Origin of the sequence: Methanolobus halotolerans (genome assembly GCF_004745425.1) — an archaeon.
GTDB classification, from domain to species: Archaea; Halobacteriota; Methanosarcinia; order Methanosarcinales; family Methanosarcinaceae; genus Methanolobus; species Methanolobus halotolerans.
The window spans coordinates 78744-97341 of sequence record NZ_PGGK01000009.1; the positions used below are offsets into that span (position 1 = coordinate 78744).

Sequence of the window (18598 nt, forward strand, 5' to 3'; positions counted from 1 at the left end):
CAGTCAATAATCATATTTTAATAATGTACAACTATATCAGGATCTATTATCAACGTTTTTAAAACGAGGTCTCAAGGCATGAACATTCTAGTAGTAGGCGGCGGCGGAAGGGAACACGCTATAACAGAAGCACTTTCAAGGAGCAGGAAAGATCCTTCTCTCTATGCAGTGATGTCAAAAAAGAATCCGGGAATTGCGCAGCTATGTGAGGATTTCCTGCTGGAGAAGGAAACCAATGTTGAGATGGTGGTTGAATTTGCGGTCCGGAACAACATTCAGATTGCAGTTATAGGACCCGAGGCTCCTCTTGCAGCAGGTCTTGCTGATGCACTTGAAGAGGCCGGTATCAGTGTTGCAGGTCCGAAGAAGGCAGTGGCGGAAATAGAATTCAATAAAGCATGGGCACGCAATTTCATGAAGGATAATAATATTGCAGGTTGTCCGGAGTTCGGGGTATTCAATGAAAAAGCGCCAATGTACGCCTTTATTGAGAAGCTGGGTGATGTCGCTGTCAAACCGGCAGGCCTTACGGGTGGAAAAGGTGTGAAGGTAATGGGTGACCAGTTACCTGACCTCGATGCGGCCAAGGAATATGCTGCTAGTCTTCTTGTCGGGGACAGTGTGGTTGTCGAGGAGAACCTCTGGGGCGAGGAATTCACCCTGCAGGCTTTCGTTGATGGCGAACATCTTGCTTTCATGCCTACTGTACAGGATCATAAACGAGCCTTTGAAAGTGACCTTGGGCCGAACACCGGCGGGATGGGTTCATACAATGCCCCGGGTGGGATATTGCCATTCCTGATAGAGGATGATGTCAACCAGGCAAAGCAGATAATGAAGGATACGGTGGCAGCATTGAAGAAAGTGACTGGTGTGGGCTATAAAGGTGCCCTCTATGGACAGTTCATGATAACTGCCAAAGGTCCCAGGGTAATAGAGTTCAATGCACGGTTCGGTGACCCGGAGGCGATGAATGTGTTACCGCTGCTGGAGGCTGACTATGTGGATGTTCTATCCGCAATCGTTACCGGAACCCTTGACAAGCATGATGTCAAATTCAGCAGGAAAGCCACCGTCTGCAAATATGCGGTTCCCGCAGGATATCCCGACAATCCGACAAGGGATCGTGAGGTCATAGTAGGTGACATCGGCGAAGCGTTGTTATTCTATTCAAGTGTATATGAGAATGACAACAAGGTCTACACTACCGGTTCAAGGGCTGTAGCCGTTGTGGGCGTGGCTGATTCTATAGCCAGGGCCGAAGAAATAGCCCAGAACGCACTGGAAAACATTACCGGTGATCTGCATTCGAGACGGGACATCGGCACCAGAGACCTCATACAGAAGCGTATCGACCACATGAACGCGATACGTGGAAACTGATAACAAAGGATGATATCATGAAACACCTGCTATCGATGACCGATCTTTCCCATGAAGAAATAATCGAACTGCTGGACATGGCAGCGGACCTGAAGGAAAAACGCCTGAGAGGCAAAGTTACAGACCTTCTGAAGAACAAGAGCATAGGGATGATCTTCGAGAAATCATCGACTCGTACCAGGGTTTCTTTCGAGGTTGCCATGTCAGACCTCGGGGGTCATGCACTGTACCTCAATACCCGGGATATGCAGCTGGGCCGGGGTGAAACAGTAGCTGATACGGCTGCGGTGCTTTCACGATATCTTTATTGTCTTGTTGCCAGGGTATACAGCCATGATACTGTAAAGGAACTGGCTGAACATGCCAGTATACCTGTAATTAATGCTCTTTCTGATTTGGAGCATCCCTGTCAGATACTTGCCGACCTGCTGACGATCCGGGAATATAAGAACAGGCTGAAAGGTCTGAAATATGCCTGGATTGGTGACGGTAACAATGTATGCAACTCTGCGATTCTTGGATGTACTCTGGTGGGCATGGAGATCATGGTGGCATGCCCTCACGGATATGAGCCGGACGAGGATATAGTAGAGCAGGCCAGAAAAATGGGAGGCAAGGTGACGGTGACCCATGACCCTGCGGAAGCTGCAAAGGATGCGGACATCCTGTACACTGATGTGTGGATATCCATGGGGGACGAAGATGAGCGTGAAAAACGTTTGAGGGATCTTGCGCCTTATCAGATCAACGCTGAACTGGTTAACCTTGCAATGCAGGATGTGATAGTGATGCACTGTCTTCCTGCGCATCGTGGTGAGGAGATATCTGCAGATGTGATGGACGGTCCTCATTCAGTAGTGTTCGACCAGGCAGAGAACCGCCTGCATGCTCAGAAATCACTGCTGTTGAGAGTGTTGTGCTGATTTCTGTTCCGAACACAAACTTTAACTAGAAAAAGCACTACTAGACACCATTCACTTGTGCGGGAGTTGCCCAGCCAGGTCAAAGGCGCTAGGTTCAGAGCCTAGTCTCGTAGGAGTTCGTGTGTTCGAATCACACCTCCCGCACCATACTTTTTCAAATAGCCTTTATGGGTATGGATAGTCGTCTATAATGATCAAAGAGCGCTTTCCCCCATCGAATGAACCCGGATTGAAACTTAAGGGATGTTTATTATCATATCTCATTTCTTCGTTAAAGAGCAGGAGCATGGCAGAATGATCACTCTGAACGGATTTCATGAAGTTAATCTTTCCTGAATAGAGAAAGAGCCTGATAAGTCCGCTATTTAGAGAATGGTTAAATTTGCCGGCATGATTCTCTTTTATTTTCTGTAATAGTTCGGTATCAGCAATAATCGATACTTCTGCCTGATCCTCTATCCATTTCAAAGCCAAATATTCAAAATTCGGGTATAGGAATCTGCAAATAAAATTCACTGACTTTGAATCCAGAGACCTTTTAAATAACTCCTGATTGATGTTGTATATGTCTATGTCTATTGGGCCAGGCGATATTGGATTAATATTATAGTGATCTATTTTCATCCTTATAAAAATAAAAAGGTAAACTAATATGCTTCTCCCGGTCTGACAGGTACGATTCAAAGATGCAGTTAGTAAGCCTTACCTGCCAGATACTGACAGTAACTGCAACTGGCCGGTCCCAATTTTATCTGTTTGCAGGGAAACTCTTTGCATTTAAAGAATAGTTTGATACTATTCTCATGGGCGTGGTTGGTGGCTTGATCTGAATCATCCGGAAAGAAGGCACAAATCTGTTCCATATTAGGGCATTGTCCGCTGGACATATTCGGACATTTTTCACAGCTAGTATCAAAGATTAAACTATTCATATTGTATCCTCCTCTTTTGTCATGCTATATTATTTCCAGGTGATTCTGGAAGGCTCTCTTCCCGGTATATTCTGTTCTTTGTACTTGGGATAGCCAAACATCATTGAATATTGCAGTACATGACCGTTGGGCAGGTCAAGTTCTTGAATAAGTGGTTGATATTCCGACGCAGCTATTTTCAGAAATCCCGCCCAGCAAGCCCCAAGTCCGAAAGCCGGGGCAGCAAGCTCGAACCATGAAAGGGCAATTATGCTGTCTGTGAATGCCATAGGGTTGGCTTCAGCAGCATAGGCTATAGCTACATGGGGTGCTCCACGGCATATCGGATCTTTTCCTGCTTCATACGCTGCGATCAGGGCAGGTACCATGGGCTTCAAAGGGTGCATGTTATCACCATCACGTATGTCGCGCATCCAGTCCATAGTAAGCCGGGTCAGTTTACGTACTTTTTCTGGATCATGGACCACAAGCCATCTTACAGGCTGGTTATTCATTCCTGATGGTGAATATCGGACGATGTCGAGCATTTCCTCTATCAATGCCCTGTCGACCTTCCGGTTCTTATAATTACGGATGGAACGACGCTGCTGCATATAGGTTCCTAATTGCCCGGGCATGATATCCGCTATGTTCTCTTTTGGAGTATCTGCATGTTTGGTGTCGAAAACAGGTGAAATGGCAGATTCAGGACAGAACGCCTCACAATTACCACATTTTGAGCAGAAGTTCCCGACTTCGTCCGGCATGACGGGAATGCCCTCGTTACTCTGGATGATCAGGCCTGTTGGGCATATCTCTATGCAGATGCCACACTGAGTACAGGTCCTGGGGTTAATGGAAATGGTTTTCATATTATCAACTCATCCAATAATCGTAAAACGTGTATGATAAACATTTGCCCTATTATTGCCATGTGCTGCAATACTTCTATATCCTCGGGCTGTATAGCAGTAGCATGGCAAGTTACAGGATACTGGTCAAGGATGTGATCAAGCAGGCAGATGTTCTGCTGGAAATAGTTGATGCACGCTTCCCTGACGAGACAAGGAACATTGATGTCGAAAATCAAATAAGTCGCTCTAAAAAGCCATTTATTATAGTTCTTAATAAATGTGACCTTGTATCAAAAGAAAAACTGGAGAATGCCAAATCTCGCCTTTCGAAGTTCGCTCCGACAGTTTTTGTCTCCGGGAAGGACCGATTTGGTACGACTATTTTGAGGCACAAGATACTGGAGGTCGTCGAAGCTTCTACTATCAAGGACCGTAATATCCTGGTTGGCTGCCTTGGATATCCCAATACAGGTAAATCGTCGGTTATTAACGGTGTGACGGGGAGGCACAGGGCAGGGACATCTTCTATATCCGGTCATACAAAAGGTGTTCAACATGTGAACGCAGGCTCCCGCATCAAATTCATCGACACTCCGGGAGTGATACCTACTGATGAGTTCGATGAGGTCATGCAGGGTCTTCTGGGGGTGAAAGATGCCACTCATCTAAAAGATACTATCGGTGTGGCCCTGAAGATCATTGAAGTGATGTGTTCCCAGAACAGGGCTGCGCTGGAAGCATTTTATAAGGTTGAAATCGAAGGGCAGGATATCTATGAGATACTGGAGCTCATAGGCAGACAGAGTAATTTCCTGAAGAAGAAGGCCGAAGTGGATGAAACAAGGACTGCTATCAGGATAATTAACGACTGGCAAAAGGGACAGTTTGTTGTCTGACCTGTTATAGGAAATCGGGTAATCTCTTTCCCTTTATATCCAGGCCACATGATCATTTAAAATATCAGGATTGCCTTAAATTGGAGTATTCATGTACGGGAATCAGGGAAAATATTTCGGCATCTGCACTTCCTACCATCATTCCAAGGGTTGTAGCTGTCAGGCTTGCCCTTCATGTCCTGAAAAAGGGCGGTATATGTTCTGTTCGAAAGGTAAAATACCCGGTCACGAAAAGAGAGCCGTGTGCCTTTGCAGGGAATGTGAGATATACAGGAAATTCAGATTCGAAGGCGATTGTTTCTGCACTGGATAATATCTATTACGTGCAGGCCGGTCGGTTAAGTTGTTTCATGCTTGAATGTTATGTCCGTTGAAATGCCTGGAATCGGAGCTAGGACAGATATTAAGAACAGATATTATCTACATAAGAACAGATATTATCTACAGGAACAACTATTTTATAATGTACCAGTTAACGGTTCAATATAGATGTTTTTCTTCCGAGCGACTCTATCAGTTTATGCTGGTCAAAATCAATTCCATGTATGTTATATTCTCCAAGTGAACAGCGTCCGGTTCTGCCGGGCCCGTGAAAATCCGAGCCACCAGTCATCAGAAGATTGTGCTTCTTGCAGATATCATACATGGTCTCTACCTGTTGCCTTGTGCTATTTCCGTAGAAGACCTCAAAGCCGTCAATACCATGCCGGACCAGCGACTCAGCTACAAAAGGCAGCATTGGCATGCTGTCATACATGTCCAGTGTTCTCAACAGATGTGCGCAAACCGCTTTCCCTCCTGCCTTATGTATTGTCCTTATGGTCTCCTGTGTCGGGAATTTCTCTATTTCGACGTAGAAAGGTGAGTTCTCAGCAAGCCACTGGTTGTGGAAGTCGTAGTTGCTCATATCTTCCTTGATGACAGATGTGCAGATGTCATGTTTGGTTATTATGCCCCTGGCATTTTCAAGCACCGGATAATCGATGGCCCAGTCATGGGATTCCAGCACAGTGCATACTTTCCTGGAATATTCGATCGCATTATTTCTGGCTTCATCCGTTTTTTTCAAAAGGTATGCATCATCTTTATCAAAGCCATAACCTAGGATATGCAGTTCTATCCTTGGGGTGTCAAGCTTACTGGTGAACTCTATCCCGGGTATGAATTTGATTCCTTTCCTCGCACATTCCTTTTCAGCAGCTTCAAGACCTTCTATTGTATCATGGTCCGTGACACTCAGTGCCTTTAACCCCACATCAAAGGCATATCTCACAAGTTCCGCAGGCTTTAAATCTCCGTCTGAAAAAGTCGTGTGTGCATGTAAATCTACTATTGTTTTGATTTTGGCACCTTCATCAATGTATAGTGGAACTTATTCAGCCTCATAAAATATATATTTTTTCTATATGCTCTATATTGCCTGCTGTAAATATGTGTATGCATAATAAAAAAGGTAGATATGTGGGCAATCCACACATCTCTATTAAGACACTATTTCTTCATCTGTCCTGATTCCTGCAATGATCTCTACTGGGGAAACGAAGATCTTTCCGTCACCGAACTTGCCGGTGCGTGCGTTCTGCCGGATGATATTAATGATTGGTCTCACATCCTCATCGCCTACGACCATCTCTATTTCCACCTTGGGGATCATATCTACCTTTATCTCTTTTCCTCTGTACTGCAGACAGATACCCCTCTGTGCACCCCTACCTTTTACTTCGTGCACTGTCATTGCAAAATATCCCTTATCTTCCAATGCTGATTTGACATCATTGAGTTTTTCAGGCCTTATGACTGCTATTATTCTCTTCATGATTAGACCTCATGCTATTGTGGATTCCCCATGCTGGGAAATATCGAGTCCTACATATTCCTCTTCTTCGGTCACACGCAGTCCCATCACCTTGTCAACCAGTTTTGCCAGTATAAAGGTCATAACAAATGCGTAGACCATGGCAGCGGATGCATCAATTACCTGGATGAAGAACTGATTTGCATTTCCGTAGATAAGGCCATCAACTCCTCCGATGGCTGCACTTGCAAAGATGCCCGTTGCAATGGCGCCCCATAACAAAGAAGTCCTGCAAAACCACCAATCAGGATTGCTGACATCGGACCTACAAATCCTGATGCAGGGGTGATTGCTACAAGACCGGCAATAGCTCCACTGATCATTCCCAGGGAACTTGGTTTGCCCCTGGCCCAGGATGCTAACATCCAGGTTATCGCTCCGGCTGCAGCTGAGATGTTTGTGACCACAAGGGCATTGACTGCAAGTCCGTCTGCTGCAAGTGCGCTTCCGGCATTAAAGCCGAACCATCCGAACCAGAGCAATGCTCCGCCAAGCAGGGTGGTAGATATGTTTTCAGCTTCCATACTGTATTTACCAAAACCAGCACGGCTGCCAATTACCATTGCCAGGGCAAGTGCGCCGAACCCTGAACTGATATGTACAACAGTCCCTCCTGCAAAATCAAGGGCACCGAGTTCACCTGCCCAGCCGCCGCCCCATGCCCAGTGGGCAAGAGGGTCGTATACCAGCGTTGTCCAGAGTATTCCAAGAACCATAAAAGAACTTAGCTTAATACGTTCTGCTACCCCGGATGTGAGAATGGCGAGCGTAACTCCTGCGAACACCAGCTGGAATCCCATGAATAGCATATCCGGTATCCCATCGCCGTCAAGTCCTACTCCTCTGAGTCCGATGAAGTCCAGTCCTCCTATAAATCCATAGATATCTGTCCCGAAGGAAAGTGAATATCCAAATAATACCCACTGAATGCTCACAATAGCAAAGGCAATAAAAGACATCGCAATCATGGATATAAGATTTTTTTTACGTACCATCCCTCCGTAGAAAAGCCCTACACCGGGCGTCATAATCATTACAAGAGCAGTACATATGATTATAAAACCAGTATCTCCTGTGTCAAGCACCATCGTATCTCACCTGTTCAAAGGTTAAATTTATCACTTTGAAATTTATGTTTGAAATGATTTTTTCCATGTGTTTCACCACAATTTTATCTTAGTATGGCGGTTAAGTGAAGTAATCTTCCTTTTTCCTAGATAATAGTATTTAAATGTATCGAAAAAATATTTCTTATAGTTGCAATTGTTGTTGTGGTGATTTTTTTTTGTTATAATAATAATAGGACTTCCCGATGGTTTATGTCGCTGAACAGCAACTTCAGGATGATTACCTGTATTTTGCCTTTTTTGTCCAGATGTCTCTCATCTTTCATCTCTTTTTGACATTCAAAGCCTATTTATCAGATACGGATAATAGCAACATCCATTACGTTTGATGATAGTGTTATTTAGCATAACATTGATTATGGAGATCTGATAAATGGCAATCCATCCAATTGAATACCGTTACGGAACAGAGGAGATGAAGCTCGTCTGGAGCGAGGCTAACAGGCTTGGGAAAATTATGTCCGTCGAAGCTGCACTTGCAAAGGCAGAGGCCGATATAGGTTTGATCCCACGGGTAGCGGCAGATATGATCGAAGCAAGTATCGATATGGTCGAAACCGGGAGAGTGAATGAGATCGAGGATGAGATTCACCACGATATGATGGCTGTTGTAATTGCCATTTCCGAAAAATGTGGTGAGGATGCCGGGAAATGGGTCCACTTTGGTGCAACTTCCAATGATATGCTGGATACTGCAACCGGTTTGCAGCTTAAGGAAGCTGTAAAGATCCTTGAGAATAAGATGCAGAGATTACTTGAAGTATTACTGTTACAGGCGGATGAGCACAAGTACCTTGTATGTGCCGGAAGGACACACGGTCAGATCGGTGTCCCTACCACTTATGGCCTGCGATTTGCCATATGGGCTTCCGAGGTCTCACGCCATATCGAACGTCTGGAGCAACTTAAACCCCGCCTGCTGGTCGGACAGATGACCGGCGCTGTGGGAACACAGGCAGCTTTTGGCAAGGACGGCATCGAGGTCCAGAAGCGCGTGATGGAGTATCTGGATATCGGTTCGGTGGATGTTTCGAACCAGATCATACAGAGGGACCGCCACGCGGAGTTTGTCATGTGGATGGGCAATACTGTGACCACGATGGATAAGATCTGTATTGAGATACGCTCTCTTCAGAGAAGCGAGATCGCAGAGGTGGAAGAGAGTTTCAGGAAGAAGCAGGTAGGATCATCAACCATGCCCCACAAGAGAAATCCCATCAAGTCCGAACAGATATGCGGACTTGCCAGGATCGTACGTGCCATGGTGGAACCGGAACTGCTAAACAATACTCTCTGGGACGAGCGAGACCTTACCAATTCTTCATGTGAAAGGATAGTTTTCCCCGAGGCCTGCGTCCTGACAGACCATATAATCAAACTTTCCATCGGTGTTATCGAGAACCTGAGGTTCTATCCGGATAACATCCGCCGTAACCTGGACCTGCTAAGGGGCCTGAACATGGGTGAGGCAGTGATGATAGAACTTGCTATGCGCGGTGTCGGTCGCCAGGAAGCTCACGAGCTCGTACGCTCCAGTGCAATGGAATCTCACGAGTCCGGGAAGCATTTTAAGGATGTCCTGCTGGCGAATCCTGATGTTGCGAACTACCTGAGTGAAGAAGATATTACCAGTCTTGTGGATCCTGACAAATATATCGGTACTGCCGTGGAGCAGGTTGAGATGCTTGTGGAGAAATTACGGGCAAAATAACTTCCGAGGGCTTTCAACCCTCGGTTTTGATAAAATATGTTTCAGTCTGAATATATTTAAGTAAAGTTTTCTATATCAGATAATTTTCAGACATTCTCTTGTTTTGACTGCAGTCTTTAGTCAATTTTATTATACTTGGATGGAGGGGCTCCGCAGATCGGACAGTTGCCTTCGGGTTCACCTTCATGGGTATGCCCGCATACACTGCATACGTAGTAATCCACCTCTTCGTTCTTACCGATCTCCTCCAGAGCTTTTTCATATAGCCTCGCATGGATCTTTTCCACTTTATTTGCTACCTCAAAACTCCAGAGGGCCCTGTTGTCACCTTCTTTTTTTGCCTCCTCAATGAATTCGGGATACATTGTCTCAAATTCATATGTCTCTCCGTTGATTGCCTCTTTCAGGTTGTCCATTGTGGTTCCAATCCCGCCCATGCGCTGAAGATGGTTGTGGGCATGGACCGTTTCAGCAGCTGCAGCGGCCCTGAAAAGTTTAGCTATCTGATTGTATCCTTCAGCATCTGCCTTTTTTGCAAAGGCCAGATATGTTCTGTTTGCCATCGATTCGCCAGTAAATGCAGCTTTCAGGTTTTCTTTAGAACTCATTTATAACTCCCCTTTATAAGGATATTTTTATTCTATTTACTAACTAATACTATAATTATTATCTTTAACGGCCAGATATATTACAACAGACCAGAAATTATTCAGAGGCAGCATTTATCATATTGCTTATAATTTGCCATTTACATTGTTAAAAAATTAAAATGTTCCGCTGGCAGATAAATGCCAGTACTACCTGTCGGAGCAGGTCTTAACACATTCCCAGGGCTTTAAGAAGTTTCTCCAGATCTGCCTTGGAACTCTCTACAAAAACACCCCTTGTGCCTGAAATAATAATCGTCCAGTCTCCTCCGCTGTACATCCAGTTATGCTGAGGCACCCAGTTCATCCTGTAGAGTTCTGTATAGGCGCTGGCCAGAGCATCGAACACCATGTTAACGGTTCCACAGAACTTGGCTGTCATACGGGCCATCTCTTCAGGCATCTCGTTCCTCGCCTTATAGTCCACAAGTTTTCCTTCAGGACTGTAAATACCTGCTGCCATTACACCTTCAAATTCCAGGATCTTATCTAACGATAGATTGCATTCTCTTCCATTCATACTTCTTACCCCACTACACGAAGAGGCTCTCCATTGCCTCTATTTTCATAGAGGGATACTGACGTATATAAGTATATGGCAACGCACCTTTTATTCTGAAAATGATAGTCAATGGGCGCGATTCACACTCCCGGTGTATCTGACAGGGAAGAATAAACTGAAGGTGAAGAAAAGCTTAAGAATGCTCATTTCATAAGCATTTTTTTCAGGAACTTTCCTGTATAGGATACATCGCTCTTTGCTATTTCCTCGGGCGTGCCTTGTGCAATGACCTCGCCACCCCTGTCGCCACCTTCGGGTCCAAGGTCGATGATCCAGTCGGCTGTCTTGATGACATCGAGGTTATGTTCAATGACTATCACTGTGTTGCCGGCTTCCACCAGTCTCTGGAGTACCTCCAGAAGTTTTTTCACATCATCGAAATGCAGGCCGGTGGTAGGCTCGTCCAGGATGTGGACGGTCTTACCTGTGGAGCGTTTACTGAGTTCTGTTGCCAGCTTCACCCTCTGGGCCTCGCCGCCGGAAAGTGTTGTGGATGACTGGCCCAGCTTGATATATCCGAGACCAACATCGTAAAGTGTCTGCAGTTTTCGGCTGATGGACGGTATATTCTCGAAGAACTCCAGAGCTTCCTCTACTGTCATGTCAAGTACTTCGGCAATGTTCTTGTCCTTGTAGGTGACCTCCAGTGTCTCCCGGTTATAACGTTTTCCGTGGCAGACCTCGCAGGGCACGTAGACATCCGGCAGAAAGTGCATTTCAATGGTGATTATGCCATCTCCTGTACATGCCTCGCACCTGCCGCCGCGGACATTGAAACTGAAGCGTCCCGGTTTATATCCGCGGGTACGGGAGGTCTTTGTCTGCGCAAAGAGATCCCTGATGGGTGTGAACAGATTTGTGTAAGTTGCAGGATTCGACCTCGGGGTCCTTCCGATGGGTGACTGGTCGATGGTTATGACCTTATCAACATTCTCCAGTCCGCCTATATCCATGAACCTGCCAGGAATCTCCCTTGCACGGTTCAGTTTTTTTGCAAGTACCTTGTTAAGTGTCTCATTGATAAGCGTACTTTTACCCGAACCCGACACTCCTGTGACGCATACCAGGATCCCCAGAGGGAATTCCACATCAATGTCCTTCAGGTTGTTCTCACTGGCACCGTAGAGCATAAGAGTGTTATCTGGTTTGCGTCTCTTCTCTGGTATACCAATGGCCATTTTTCCACTCAGGTATTTGCCTGTCATGGAATCGTCATGGGCCATAATCTCATCCGGGCTACCCTCGGCAACTATCTCACCACCGTGGATGCCGGCTCCGGGTCCCATGTCGACAACATGGTCCGAACTGCAGATGGTCTCCTCATCATGTTCCACCACAACGACGGTGTTCCCGATATCTCGAAGGTGTTTCAGGGTATTGATAAGTCTCAGGTTATCTCTCTGGTGCAGGCCAATGCTGGGCTCGTCCAGAATATAGAGGACACCCATCAGGCTTGAACCGATCTGGGTCGCAAGCCTTATACGCTGTGCCTCTCCACCCGAAAGTGTTGCTGCCGGCCTGCTCAGGTTAAGATAATCAAGCCCGACATCTACAAGGAAACTCAGCCTGGCCTTGATCTCCTTCAGTATCAGGCGTGCAATGGTGTAGTCACGTTTATTGAGCTTTGTTTCAAGCAGCTGGAAGAAGTGCAGGCTCTCTTCAACGGACATGCTTGTGATCTCTATTATGTTGTGATCATCGATCTTAACGGCAAGACTGGCCGGTTTGAGCCTGTTTCCCTTACATACGGGACAGGGTTTTGTACTGATATACCGCTGCATCCTGTCCTTGCTGCTCTCGGAATCGGTTCTCTCGAATATTTTGGAAAGGTTCGCAATAACTCCCTTGAACCTGCCTGTATGCTTCCACATACCGCCGTTCCTGCCTGTGTGCACGAAAGGTATAGGTTTATCGCTACCGTTGAATATGATCTTCTGTACCTCGGGATCAAGTTCATGGAAAGGCACGTCCATGGAGAATCCCATATAGTTGGCAAGTGATTCCACGGACTGCATATAGTAACCGTCCTTGCTCTTTCCGCTCCATGGCTCGATGGCTCCCTCGCGTAAAGTAAGGGTCTTATCGGGAACTATGAGGTCAGGGTCGAATTCCATTGATGTGCCAAGTCCGTGACACTCCGGACATGCACCCTGTGGACTGTTGAATGAGAAGGCGGAAGGTTCCATTTCCTCGAAACCGATACTGCACTCGGGACAGGCAAGTTTTTCGCTGAATGTCAATTCCTCGCCATCGATGGCCTGAACTGTCAAGGTGCCTCCGCTCTTTCCAAGTGCTGTTTCCACGGAATCTGCAAGTCTCTCCTCGACTCCTTCCTTGATCACAAGCCTGTCAACGAGTATCTCTATGTTGTGTTTGACATAACGTTCCAGTTCGATGTCCTGCGCATCCTCAAGTGAATGTACTTCCCCGTCAATACGTGCACGGGTAAAACCTTCTGCAAGCAGGTCGGTAAGCAGCTTTTTATACTCACCCTTCCTTTCCCTGACAACGGGTGCAAGCACATGTATCTTTGTGCCTTCGGGGAGTTTCATTATGCTGTCCAGGATCTGGTCGACACTCTGGGTCTCGATAATCCTTCCGCACTCAGGGCAGTGCCTTATGCCTATTCTGGCATAGAGCAACCTGAGATAGTCATAGATCTCAGTGACAGTACCTACGGTAGATCTCGGGTTCTTGCTTGTTGTCTTCTGTTCGATGGATATGGCAGGCGAAAGGCCCTCAATGTATTCCACATCAGGTTTTTCCATAAGCCCCAGAAACTGCCTGGCATATGCCGAGAGTGATTCCACATATCTTCTCTGACCTTCGGCATAGATGGTATCAAAAGCAAGTGATGACTTCCCGGAACCACTGAGTCCCGTGATGACTATCAGTTTATCACGTGGCAAGGTCAGGTCCAGGTTCTTAAGATTATGTTCTTTTGCGCCTTTTATTATTATATTGCTCAAGGACATGGCTGTATTCTCATAAAGTAATTGATAAGTAGTAATTGGTAAGTGATTTGTACGGTATGTATCCTTATATATGTTCAGTGAATGATTTTATCAGTTGCGATAAGCTCACAAAAAAGTATTCTTTTTATGGCTCCATTGTATAATAAGCATATGGTATGACAGTGTAATAGAGTTCTGTTTTTGGAAAAGTACTGCTGGTATGGTGAAAATGTAATATGTAGTAAAGTTCCATTAATAAGGAATGACAATATATATGACCATTATACTTGACATATACAGAGGCTTCATATGGTAAAATGGAAAAGGGACCTAGGACTTGAAGGGCGGATGATATTGACGATGTTCCTGCTTGCAGCAGTCTACCTGTTCTTCCTTGCATTCCTCTGGTCCTCAGGCGCTCCGCCCCTGTTCATGCTGCTGTTCATAGGCTTGTTCATGGGGGTACAATATTACTATTCCGACAGGCTTGTGCTATGGACCATGAAGGCCAAGGTGGTTTCCGAAGATGAGGCCCCGAAACTTCATCAGACCATTACCCGATTGTGTGCCATAGCCGATCTTCCCAAACCTAGGATAGCAGTAGTGAGTACCCAGGTACCAAATGCCTTTGCCACAGGGAAGAGTCCTGACAGTGCCGTCGTGGCAGTTACAACCGGCCTGATGGACAGGCTCAACCAGGGAGAACTGGAGGCAGTGCTCGCCCATGAGCTCAGCCACGTCAAGAATCGGGATATGACCATACTCACAATAGCCAGTTTTATCTCAACGATCGCATTTTATTTTGTGAGGTACAGTATATACTTCGGAGGTTACGGTGGCGGCAGGAGAAATTCCGGTAGCAGCATACTGGTGATCTGGCTCGTATCAATTGTCGTCTGGCTTGTCAGCTTCCTGCTGATACGTGCTCTTTCCAGATATCGGGAGTTTGCGGCTGATAGGGGCTCTGCGATCATAACCGGTACTCCTTCAAACCTTACATCCGCGTTGCTGAAGATAAGTGACGTAATGCCGCGCATACCCGACGAAGACCTGAGGAAAGTAGAAGGGATGAACGCCTTCTTCATAATACCGGCAGTCTCAGGATCGATCATGAATCTGTTCTCCACGCATCCGTCCGTTGAAAAAAGAATCGCTGCTCTTGAGAAGATCCAGAGGGAGCTTGAACTGTGATGGGACTTAAAGGAATATTCAATTCCCTGCTGGGCAGAGGCAGTCTTCCTCAAGCAAAGACGGACAGGCTTTTTGCGATATCCACAGCCGTGGTGACTATGGAGGTAAACCTGCACATGAAGCCCTCAAGTTCAGCTGGTATATGTTTTAAACCTATGGAAATGTCCAGGTACACAACTGCGCGGGAGGAGATAGAGGGACTCCTGAAGTACAGTACTCAGGAAACCGGGACCGAATACAGGCTTGAGACGGATGAGTATAAGTTCCTCTGGGTGATCCTGAAGGACCCTGATTTTGAAGATCTTGTTACTAATATCCATATGATCTCCCAGACACTCATAGAGCATGGTTTCGGAGAACAACTGCTGTGTGCGGTTTATCGTTTCGAGAGTAAAGGTCCTGTTTACTGGATCTACAATTTCAAACAGGACGGCTACTATCCGTTCGTGCCATTAAAGAACCACAAAAGGGATAACTCTGTGGAAATGCGACTCAAGTCGCTGATGGAAAGAGAACTGCCCATTGAAAAAAATGTGGAAAAATGGTATCCCCTCTGGGGAATGCCTTTCTAGGTTGCAGGATATTGATCTTAATACGTTTTAGTCCTCTAGAAGTCCGTCACCTATAAAAATCTTCCTTGCTTCTATCATTGTCAGGTCTTCCGGGGGAACGATTATATCCGACTCCTGTATGTCACTGTCATCAAGTTTCTTGCCGTGGATCTTGATGGTCTTGATGAGTTTTGAGAGTTCAGCTTTGTATTCCCCTTCTTTTTCCATGGCTACCAGTTCAACAATCTTGTTATCGATAGTATTTAGATCATCCAGCAGGCTGCTCGGGACCTCATACTGCCCTTCTTCCGATATCCTGATGATCATTTCTCCACCTCCTCTCTGAGCCTGGCAAGTTCCTCATTGACACTGGACTTCGTGCGCATCTTTGCAAGTTCTCTGTCGATGTCGTCACCCCTGCTTGAAAGATCATCCAGTGTTCCTGTATCTATGAGTTCATCGAGTGCAGATGCACGGGCCTGCATCTCTTCTGTCTTATTCTCAGCCCTGTCGATCGCCATGCCGACATCAGCCATTTCCTCGCCGATGCCGGATACGGATTCGCTGATCTTAACCTGGGCTTCGGCTGCGGAATATTGGGCCTTTATTGTTTCCTTGCGGGTCCTGAATACTTCCACTTTGGTAGACAGACGCTTCTCAGCTGCAACCAGCTTCTCCTGCTCCTTTTCCAGATCTGCTATCTGTGTATCAAGTCCTTCTACCTGCATTGTGAGGCTACCTTTCCTCTCAAGTGCCATTCTTGCCAGGTCTTCCCTGTCAGCTTTGATGGCATCCTTTGCCTGACTGTCAAGCTTGTCGATACTCTGCTGTAGTTTTGAACGCTGCAACTGCAACCTTTTCTTCGAGGTTGTGACATCAGCCACCCCTCGCTTGACATTCTGGAGCATTTCCAGTTGTTTCTCATAAGAGTAATCCAGTGTTTCCCTGGGGTCTTCCATGCGGTTGACCAGTTTGTTCATTTTTGCCTTGACCACTGTTCCCATTCTGTTGAATAAACTCATATTATTCCTCCGTGTGATTATGTTAATATCTCAAAGATTGTCAGAATTATCTGCCTGATCTTATTAGGCTATTAATATTTCTAATTTAACCTTTGATGATATATGGAGTTCTCCTGACTAAAACATCTTCCATCTAAACCATGTTTTCTGTGGATTAATTCCGGTCATTTTTTTGTACCTCTGCCTGGTCAATACATTTTACTAACGCTTATCTATATAACTCTGTAGAAGATACACCTATCAACAAAAATCAATCAGGGACAGGATCGATATGAGAACATTAGTAACCTACATGACCCAGACCGGAAACACAAAAAGAATCGCAGAAGCCATCTATGGTGAACTTGAAGGGGAAAAGGAGATTAAACCCATAGCAGATGTATCAGATCTCGAAGGATATGACCTTGCGTTCATAGGTTTTCCTGTGATGCAGTTCGACGTTCCTCCGAACGTGAAGCAGTTATTATCCGAGGAAACAGCAGGTAAGAACATTGCAATTTTTATGACCCATGCTGTTCCCGAAGGGTTCGAAGCAATTCATTCATGGACCGGTTCCGCTTCTCAGGCGGCTGCCAGTGCAAACATCCTCGGGACATTTGACTGTCAGGGTGAGCTTGCCCAGCCTGTGATCGACATGCTCCTGAAGGCAGATGATCCGCAGATGAAAGCATTCGGCGAGATGGGGCCGGCCACAAAAGGACAACCTGACGAGTCGCGTGTGCAGAAGGCAAAGGAATTTGCAAAGGAAGTACAGGCCAAGGTTTAAGTTTACCCTCTAACTAAATATGGAATAGGTGACAACTATGGCGGAAAAAGAAAAAGCCCCTGTATTCTGTGAGAAATATTGCCTTGTCTGTAAAGGAGCACGTGCTGGTAACAGCCTGTGCAAGTCATTGCAGAATCTCGAATTGAAGATTATGGGAAGAAGAGGTTGCATCTGGGGCAAGGCAAGGACAGAATATTATGGTGTAACGCCTGACCAGCCTATACCTGCGAATTCTAAAAAGTAATAAGTAAGCTCTCTTCCTCTTTAATCTTTTTTTATATGCTTATATTTTTATCACATTGGAATCAACCTTTTAACAAGGGTTATAATGAGGGTTCCATTGAGAACATTAGTTACATATATGACACAGACCGGAAATACTAAAAGGATAGCTGAGGCCATCTATGAGGAGGTCGAGGGTGAGAAGCATATCGAAGAGATGGCTACCGTTGACAACCCGCAGGGTTACGACTTGATATTTGCAGGCTATCCGATAATGCAGATGGCCGTACCACCACTGGCCAATTCTTTCCTCAATGATAGGACAAAAGGCAAATACATAGCCATTTTCGTGACCCATGCAGTTCCTGAGGGTTTCCACGAGATCGATAAATGGATGTCAACTGCCAGAATCGCTGCAAAGGGTGCTAATATAGTCGGGACCTTTGACTGTCAGGGTGAACTTGCTTCGCATATCATTGACCAGTTACTGAAGTCAGATGACCCGCAGATGAAGGCATTCGCTGACACACTCCCACGACTAAAGTGCGTGGGGTTCTACGGTTGATTGCTTTCTAACCATTGCCGCTTTGGGGATGCCAGTATTCCCCTTTGCTACATCACTTTCTGTAGCAAATCGAACTATGTTTGGAGATAATGCGATATTGAAAGCAGCATTAACATCCGCATGTTCAACGTGTCCACAAGAAGGACACTGGAAGTTTTTGCCATTTCTGTTCTCTATATGACCACATCTGCTACATGATCGAGAAGTATATGCAGGGTCGATATAAGCGATAGGAACTCCAAGTAGTTTGGCTTTGTACTCTATCATCATTTGAAGTTGATAGAAAGACCAACTATTCAAGGAATAACGGAATGACTTTGATTGGTTCTTATTATTACGGATACCTTTGAGTTCTTCGAGCTTGATTCCGTAGCCATTTTCATAGGCATTATCCACTATTTTCTTGCTGATTTTGTGGTTAATATCACGGACAATTCTACTTTCACGGTTTTTTAGTT

General features: G+C 45.7%; 20 protein-coding genes, 1 tRNA gene and 1 pseudogene. 11 read left to right on the plus strand and 11 right to left on the minus strand.

From position 1 onward, the window contains the following. The first annotated feature begins 78 nt into the window (after positions 1-78). The 3 genes from purD (at position 79) to CUN85_RS09260 (ending at position 2453) form a co-directional block, all read left to right on the plus strand. On the plus strand, positions 79-1383 hold the full coding sequence (purD, locus tag CUN85_RS09250) for a phosphoribosylamine--glycine ligase (protein ID WP_135390039.1): 1305 nt from the start codon (positions 79-81) through the stop codon (positions 1381-1383). 17 nt (positions 1384-1400) lie between these two features. Beyond that, the gene (argF, locus tag CUN85_RS09255) at positions 1401-2306 is read left to right on the plus strand and encodes an ornithine carbamoyltransferase (RefSeq protein WP_394346220.1); all 906 of its coding nucleotides are present in this window, start codon (positions 1401-1403) and stop codon (positions 2304-2306) included. A 59-nt stretch (positions 2307-2365) separates the two neighbouring features. Beyond that, a tRNA-Leu gene (locus CUN85_RS09260) sits at positions 2366-2453 on the plus strand. 18 nt (positions 2454-2471) lie between these two features. Here CUN85_RS09260 and CUN85_RS09265 read toward each other — a convergent pair. Both CUN85_RS09265 and CUN85_RS09270 read right to left on the minus strand, forming a co-directional pair. Beyond that, positions 2472-2930, minus strand: coding sequence for a transcriptional regulator FilR1 domain-containing protein (locus CUN85_RS09265; RefSeq protein ID WP_135390041.1), 459 nt, complete (start codon positions 2928-2930; stop codon positions 2472-2474). Between the two features lie 337 nt (positions 2931-3267). Continuing rightward, the gene (locus CUN85_RS09270; RefSeq protein ID WP_135390042.1) at positions 3268-4089 is read right to left on the minus strand and encodes a nitroreductase family protein; all 822 of its coding nucleotides are present in this window, start codon (positions 4087-4089) and stop codon (positions 3268-3270) included. Between the two features lie 104 nt (positions 4090-4193). Here CUN85_RS09270 and CUN85_RS09275 point away from each other — a divergent pair, with 104 nt between their 5' ends. Then, positions 4194-4967, plus strand: a complete 774-nt coding sequence (locus CUN85_RS09275; RefSeq protein WP_135390043.1) for a GTPase — start codon at positions 4194-4196, stop codon at positions 4965-4967. A gap of 196 nt (positions 4968-5163) precedes the next feature. Next, positions 5164-5280, plus strand: a complete 117-nt coding sequence (locus tag CUN85_RS13380) for a DUF2769 domain-containing protein (RefSeq protein WP_235856274.1) — start codon at positions 5164-5166, stop codon at positions 5278-5280. A 159-nt stretch (positions 5281-5439) separates the two neighbouring features. Here the strand turns inward: CUN85_RS13380 and CUN85_RS09285 are convergent, their stop codons facing one another. The 3 genes and pseudogenes from CUN85_RS09285 to CUN85_RS09295 all read right to left on the minus strand — a co-directional run bounded on the left by CUN85_RS09285 (position 5440) and on the right by CUN85_RS09295 (position 7910). Beyond that, complete coding sequence (locus CUN85_RS09285) at positions 5440-6327, minus strand: PHP domain-containing protein (protein ID WP_135390045.1); 888 nt, start codon at positions 6325-6327, stop codon at positions 5440-5442. Positions 6328-6450: 123 nt separating this feature from the next. Beyond that, complete coding sequence (locus CUN85_RS09290) at positions 6451-6783, minus strand: P-II family nitrogen regulator (protein WP_135390046.1); 333 nt, start codon at positions 6781-6783, stop codon at positions 6451-6453. Between the two features lie 9 nt (positions 6784-6792). Further along, a pseudogene (locus CUN85_RS09295) lies at positions 6793-7910 on the minus strand (ammonium transporter). A 412-nt stretch (positions 7911-8322) separates the two neighbouring features. Between CUN85_RS09295 and purB the strand changes: the two are divergent. Further along, positions 8323-9660, plus strand: a complete 1338-nt coding sequence (gene purB, locus CUN85_RS09300) for an adenylosuccinate lyase (RefSeq protein WP_135390047.1) — start codon at positions 8323-8325, stop codon at positions 9658-9660. A 116-nt stretch (positions 9661-9776) separates the two neighbouring features. Here the strand turns inward: purB and CUN85_RS09305 are convergent, their stop codons facing one another. The 3 genes from CUN85_RS09305 to uvrA all read right to left on the minus strand — a co-directional run bounded on the left by CUN85_RS09305 (position 9777) and on the right by uvrA (position 13844). Then, complete coding sequence (locus CUN85_RS09305; RefSeq protein ID WP_135390048.1) at positions 9777-10268, minus strand: rubrerythrin family protein; 492 nt, start codon at positions 10266-10268, stop codon at positions 9777-9779. A 208-nt stretch (positions 10269-10476) separates the two neighbouring features. Then, positions 10477-10827, minus strand: coding sequence for a DUF2173 family protein (locus tag CUN85_RS09310; protein ID WP_135390049.1), 351 nt, complete (start codon positions 10825-10827; stop codon positions 10477-10479). Positions 10828-11012: 185 nt separating this feature from the next. Next, positions 11013-13844 carry an excinuclease ABC subunit UvrA gene (gene uvrA, locus CUN85_RS09315; protein WP_135390050.1) on the minus strand — a complete coding sequence of 944 codons (2832 nt, stop codon included), beginning with the start codon at positions 13842-13844 and terminating at the stop codon, positions 11013-11015. A 288-nt stretch (positions 13845-14132) separates the two neighbouring features. On the opposite strand from uvrA, the gene htpX reads away from it, so the two are divergent. Both htpX and pspAB read left to right on the plus strand, forming a co-directional pair. Then, complete coding sequence (gene htpX / locus CUN85_RS09320; protein WP_135390051.1) at positions 14133-15014, plus strand: zinc metalloprotease HtpX; 882 nt, start codon at positions 14133-14135, stop codon at positions 15012-15014. Then, positions 15014-15586 carry a PspA-associated protein PspAB gene (gene pspAB / locus CUN85_RS09325; RefSeq protein ID WP_135390052.1) on the plus strand — a complete coding sequence of 191 codons (573 nt, stop codon included), beginning with the start codon at positions 15014-15016 and terminating at the stop codon, positions 15584-15586. The genes htpX and pspAB overlap by 1 nt, the downstream gene beginning before the upstream one ends. A gap of 27 nt (positions 15587-15613) precedes the next feature. On the opposite strand, the gene pspAA is transcribed toward pspAB, so the two are convergent. Further along, complete coding sequence (pspAA, locus tag CUN85_RS09330; RefSeq protein ID WP_135390053.1) at positions 15614-15892, minus strand: PspA-associated protein PspAA; 279 nt, start codon at positions 15890-15892, stop codon at positions 15614-15616. Further along, positions 15889-16587, minus strand: a complete 699-nt coding sequence (locus tag CUN85_RS09335; protein ID WP_135390054.1) for a PspA/IM30 family protein — start codon at positions 16585-16587, stop codon at positions 15889-15891. Before CUN85_RS09335 ends, pspAA begins: the two co-directional genes overlap by 4 nt. Positions 16588-16858: 271 nt before the next feature. On the opposite strand from CUN85_RS09335, the gene CUN85_RS09340 reads away from it, so the two are divergent. The 3 genes from CUN85_RS09340 to CUN85_RS09350 all read left to right on the plus strand — a co-directional run bounded on the left by CUN85_RS09340 (position 16859) and on the right by CUN85_RS09350 (position 18140). Further along, positions 16859-17353: a flavodoxin family protein gene (locus CUN85_RS09340; RefSeq protein ID WP_135390055.1), complete on the plus strand. Its 495-nt coding sequence runs from the start codon at positions 16859-16861 to the stop codon at positions 17351-17353. A gap of 37 nt (positions 17354-17390) precedes the next feature. Next, complete coding sequence (locus CUN85_RS09345) at positions 17391-17597, plus strand: hypothetical protein (protein WP_135390056.1); 207 nt, start codon at positions 17391-17393, stop codon at positions 17595-17597. 96 nt (positions 17598-17693) lie between these two features. Next, positions 17694-18140, plus strand: coding sequence for a flavodoxin family protein (locus CUN85_RS09350; RefSeq protein WP_135390057.1), 447 nt, complete (start codon positions 17694-17696; stop codon positions 18138-18140). On the opposite strand, the gene CUN85_RS09355 is transcribed toward CUN85_RS09350, so the two are convergent. Beyond that, positions 18114-18598: RNA-guided endonuclease InsQ/TnpB family protein (locus tag CUN85_RS09355; RefSeq protein ID WP_167848846.1), on the minus strand; the 485-nt coding region annotated here is incomplete at its 5' end. The genes CUN85_RS09350 and CUN85_RS09355 overlap by 27 nt on opposite strands.

What these genes read in the sequence shown, in the direction of transcription:
- purD (WP_135390039.1), top strand. Translation starts at nt 79, where the DNA reads ATGAACATTCTAGTAGTAGGCGGCGGCGGAAGGGAACACGCTATAACA.
- argF (WP_394346220.1), top strand. Translation starts at nt 1,401, where the DNA reads ATGAAACACCTGCTATCGATGACCGATCTTTCCCATGAAGAAATAATC.
- CUN85_RS09265 (WP_135390041.1), bottom strand. Translation starts at nt 2,930, where the DNA reads ATGAAAATAGATCACTATAATATTAATCCAATATCGCCTGGCCCAATA.
- CUN85_RS09270 (WP_135390042.1), bottom strand. Translation starts at nt 4,089, where the DNA reads ATGAAAACCATTTCCATTAACCCCAGGACCTGTACTCAGTGTGGCATC.
- CUN85_RS09275 (WP_135390043.1), top strand. Translation starts at nt 4,194, where the DNA reads ATGGCAAGTTACAGGATACTGGTCAAGGATGTGATCAAGCAGGCAGAT.
- CUN85_RS13380 (WP_235856274.1), top strand. Translation starts at nt 5,164, where the DNA reads ATGTTCTGTTCGAAAGGTAAAATACCCGGTCACGAAAAGAGAGCCGTG.
- CUN85_RS09290 (WP_135390046.1), bottom strand. Translation starts at nt 6,783, where the DNA reads ATGAAGAGAATAATAGCAGTCATAAGGCCTGAAAAACTCAATGATGTC.
- purB (WP_135390047.1), top strand. Translation starts at nt 8,323, where the DNA reads ATGGCAATCCATCCAATTGAATACCGTTACGGAACAGAGGAGATGAAG.
- CUN85_RS09305 (WP_135390048.1), bottom strand. Translation starts at nt 10,268, where the DNA reads ATGAGTTCTAAAGAAAACCTGAAAGCTGCATTTACTGGCGAATCGATG.
- CUN85_RS09310 (WP_135390049.1), bottom strand. Translation starts at nt 10,827, where the DNA reads ATGAATGGAAGAGAATGCAATCTATCGTTAGATAAGATCCTGGAATTT.
- uvrA (WP_135390050.1), bottom strand. Translation starts at nt 13,844, where the DNA reads ATGTCCTTGAGCAATATAATAATAAAAGGCGCAAAAGAACATAATCTT.
- htpX (WP_135390051.1), top strand. Translation starts at nt 14,133, where the DNA reads ATGGTAAAATGGAAAAGGGACCTAGGACTTGAAGGGCGGATGATATTG.
- pspAB (WP_135390052.1), top strand. Translation starts at nt 15,014, where the DNA reads ATGGGACTTAAAGGAATATTCAATTCCCTGCTGGGCAGAGGCAGTCTT.
- pspAA (WP_135390053.1), bottom strand. Translation starts at nt 15,892, where the DNA reads ATGATCATCAGGATATCGGAAGAAGGGCAGTATGAGGTCCCGAGCAGC.
- CUN85_RS09335 (WP_135390054.1), bottom strand. Translation starts at nt 16,587, where the DNA reads ATGAGTTTATTCAACAGAATGGGAACAGTGGTCAAGGCAAAAATGAAC.
- CUN85_RS09340 (WP_135390055.1), top strand. Translation starts at nt 16,859, where the DNA reads ATGAGAACATTAGTAACCTACATGACCCAGACCGGAAACACAAAAAGA.
- CUN85_RS09345 (WP_135390056.1), top strand. Translation starts at nt 17,391, where the DNA reads ATGGCGGAAAAAGAAAAAGCCCCTGTATTCTGTGAGAAATATTGCCTT.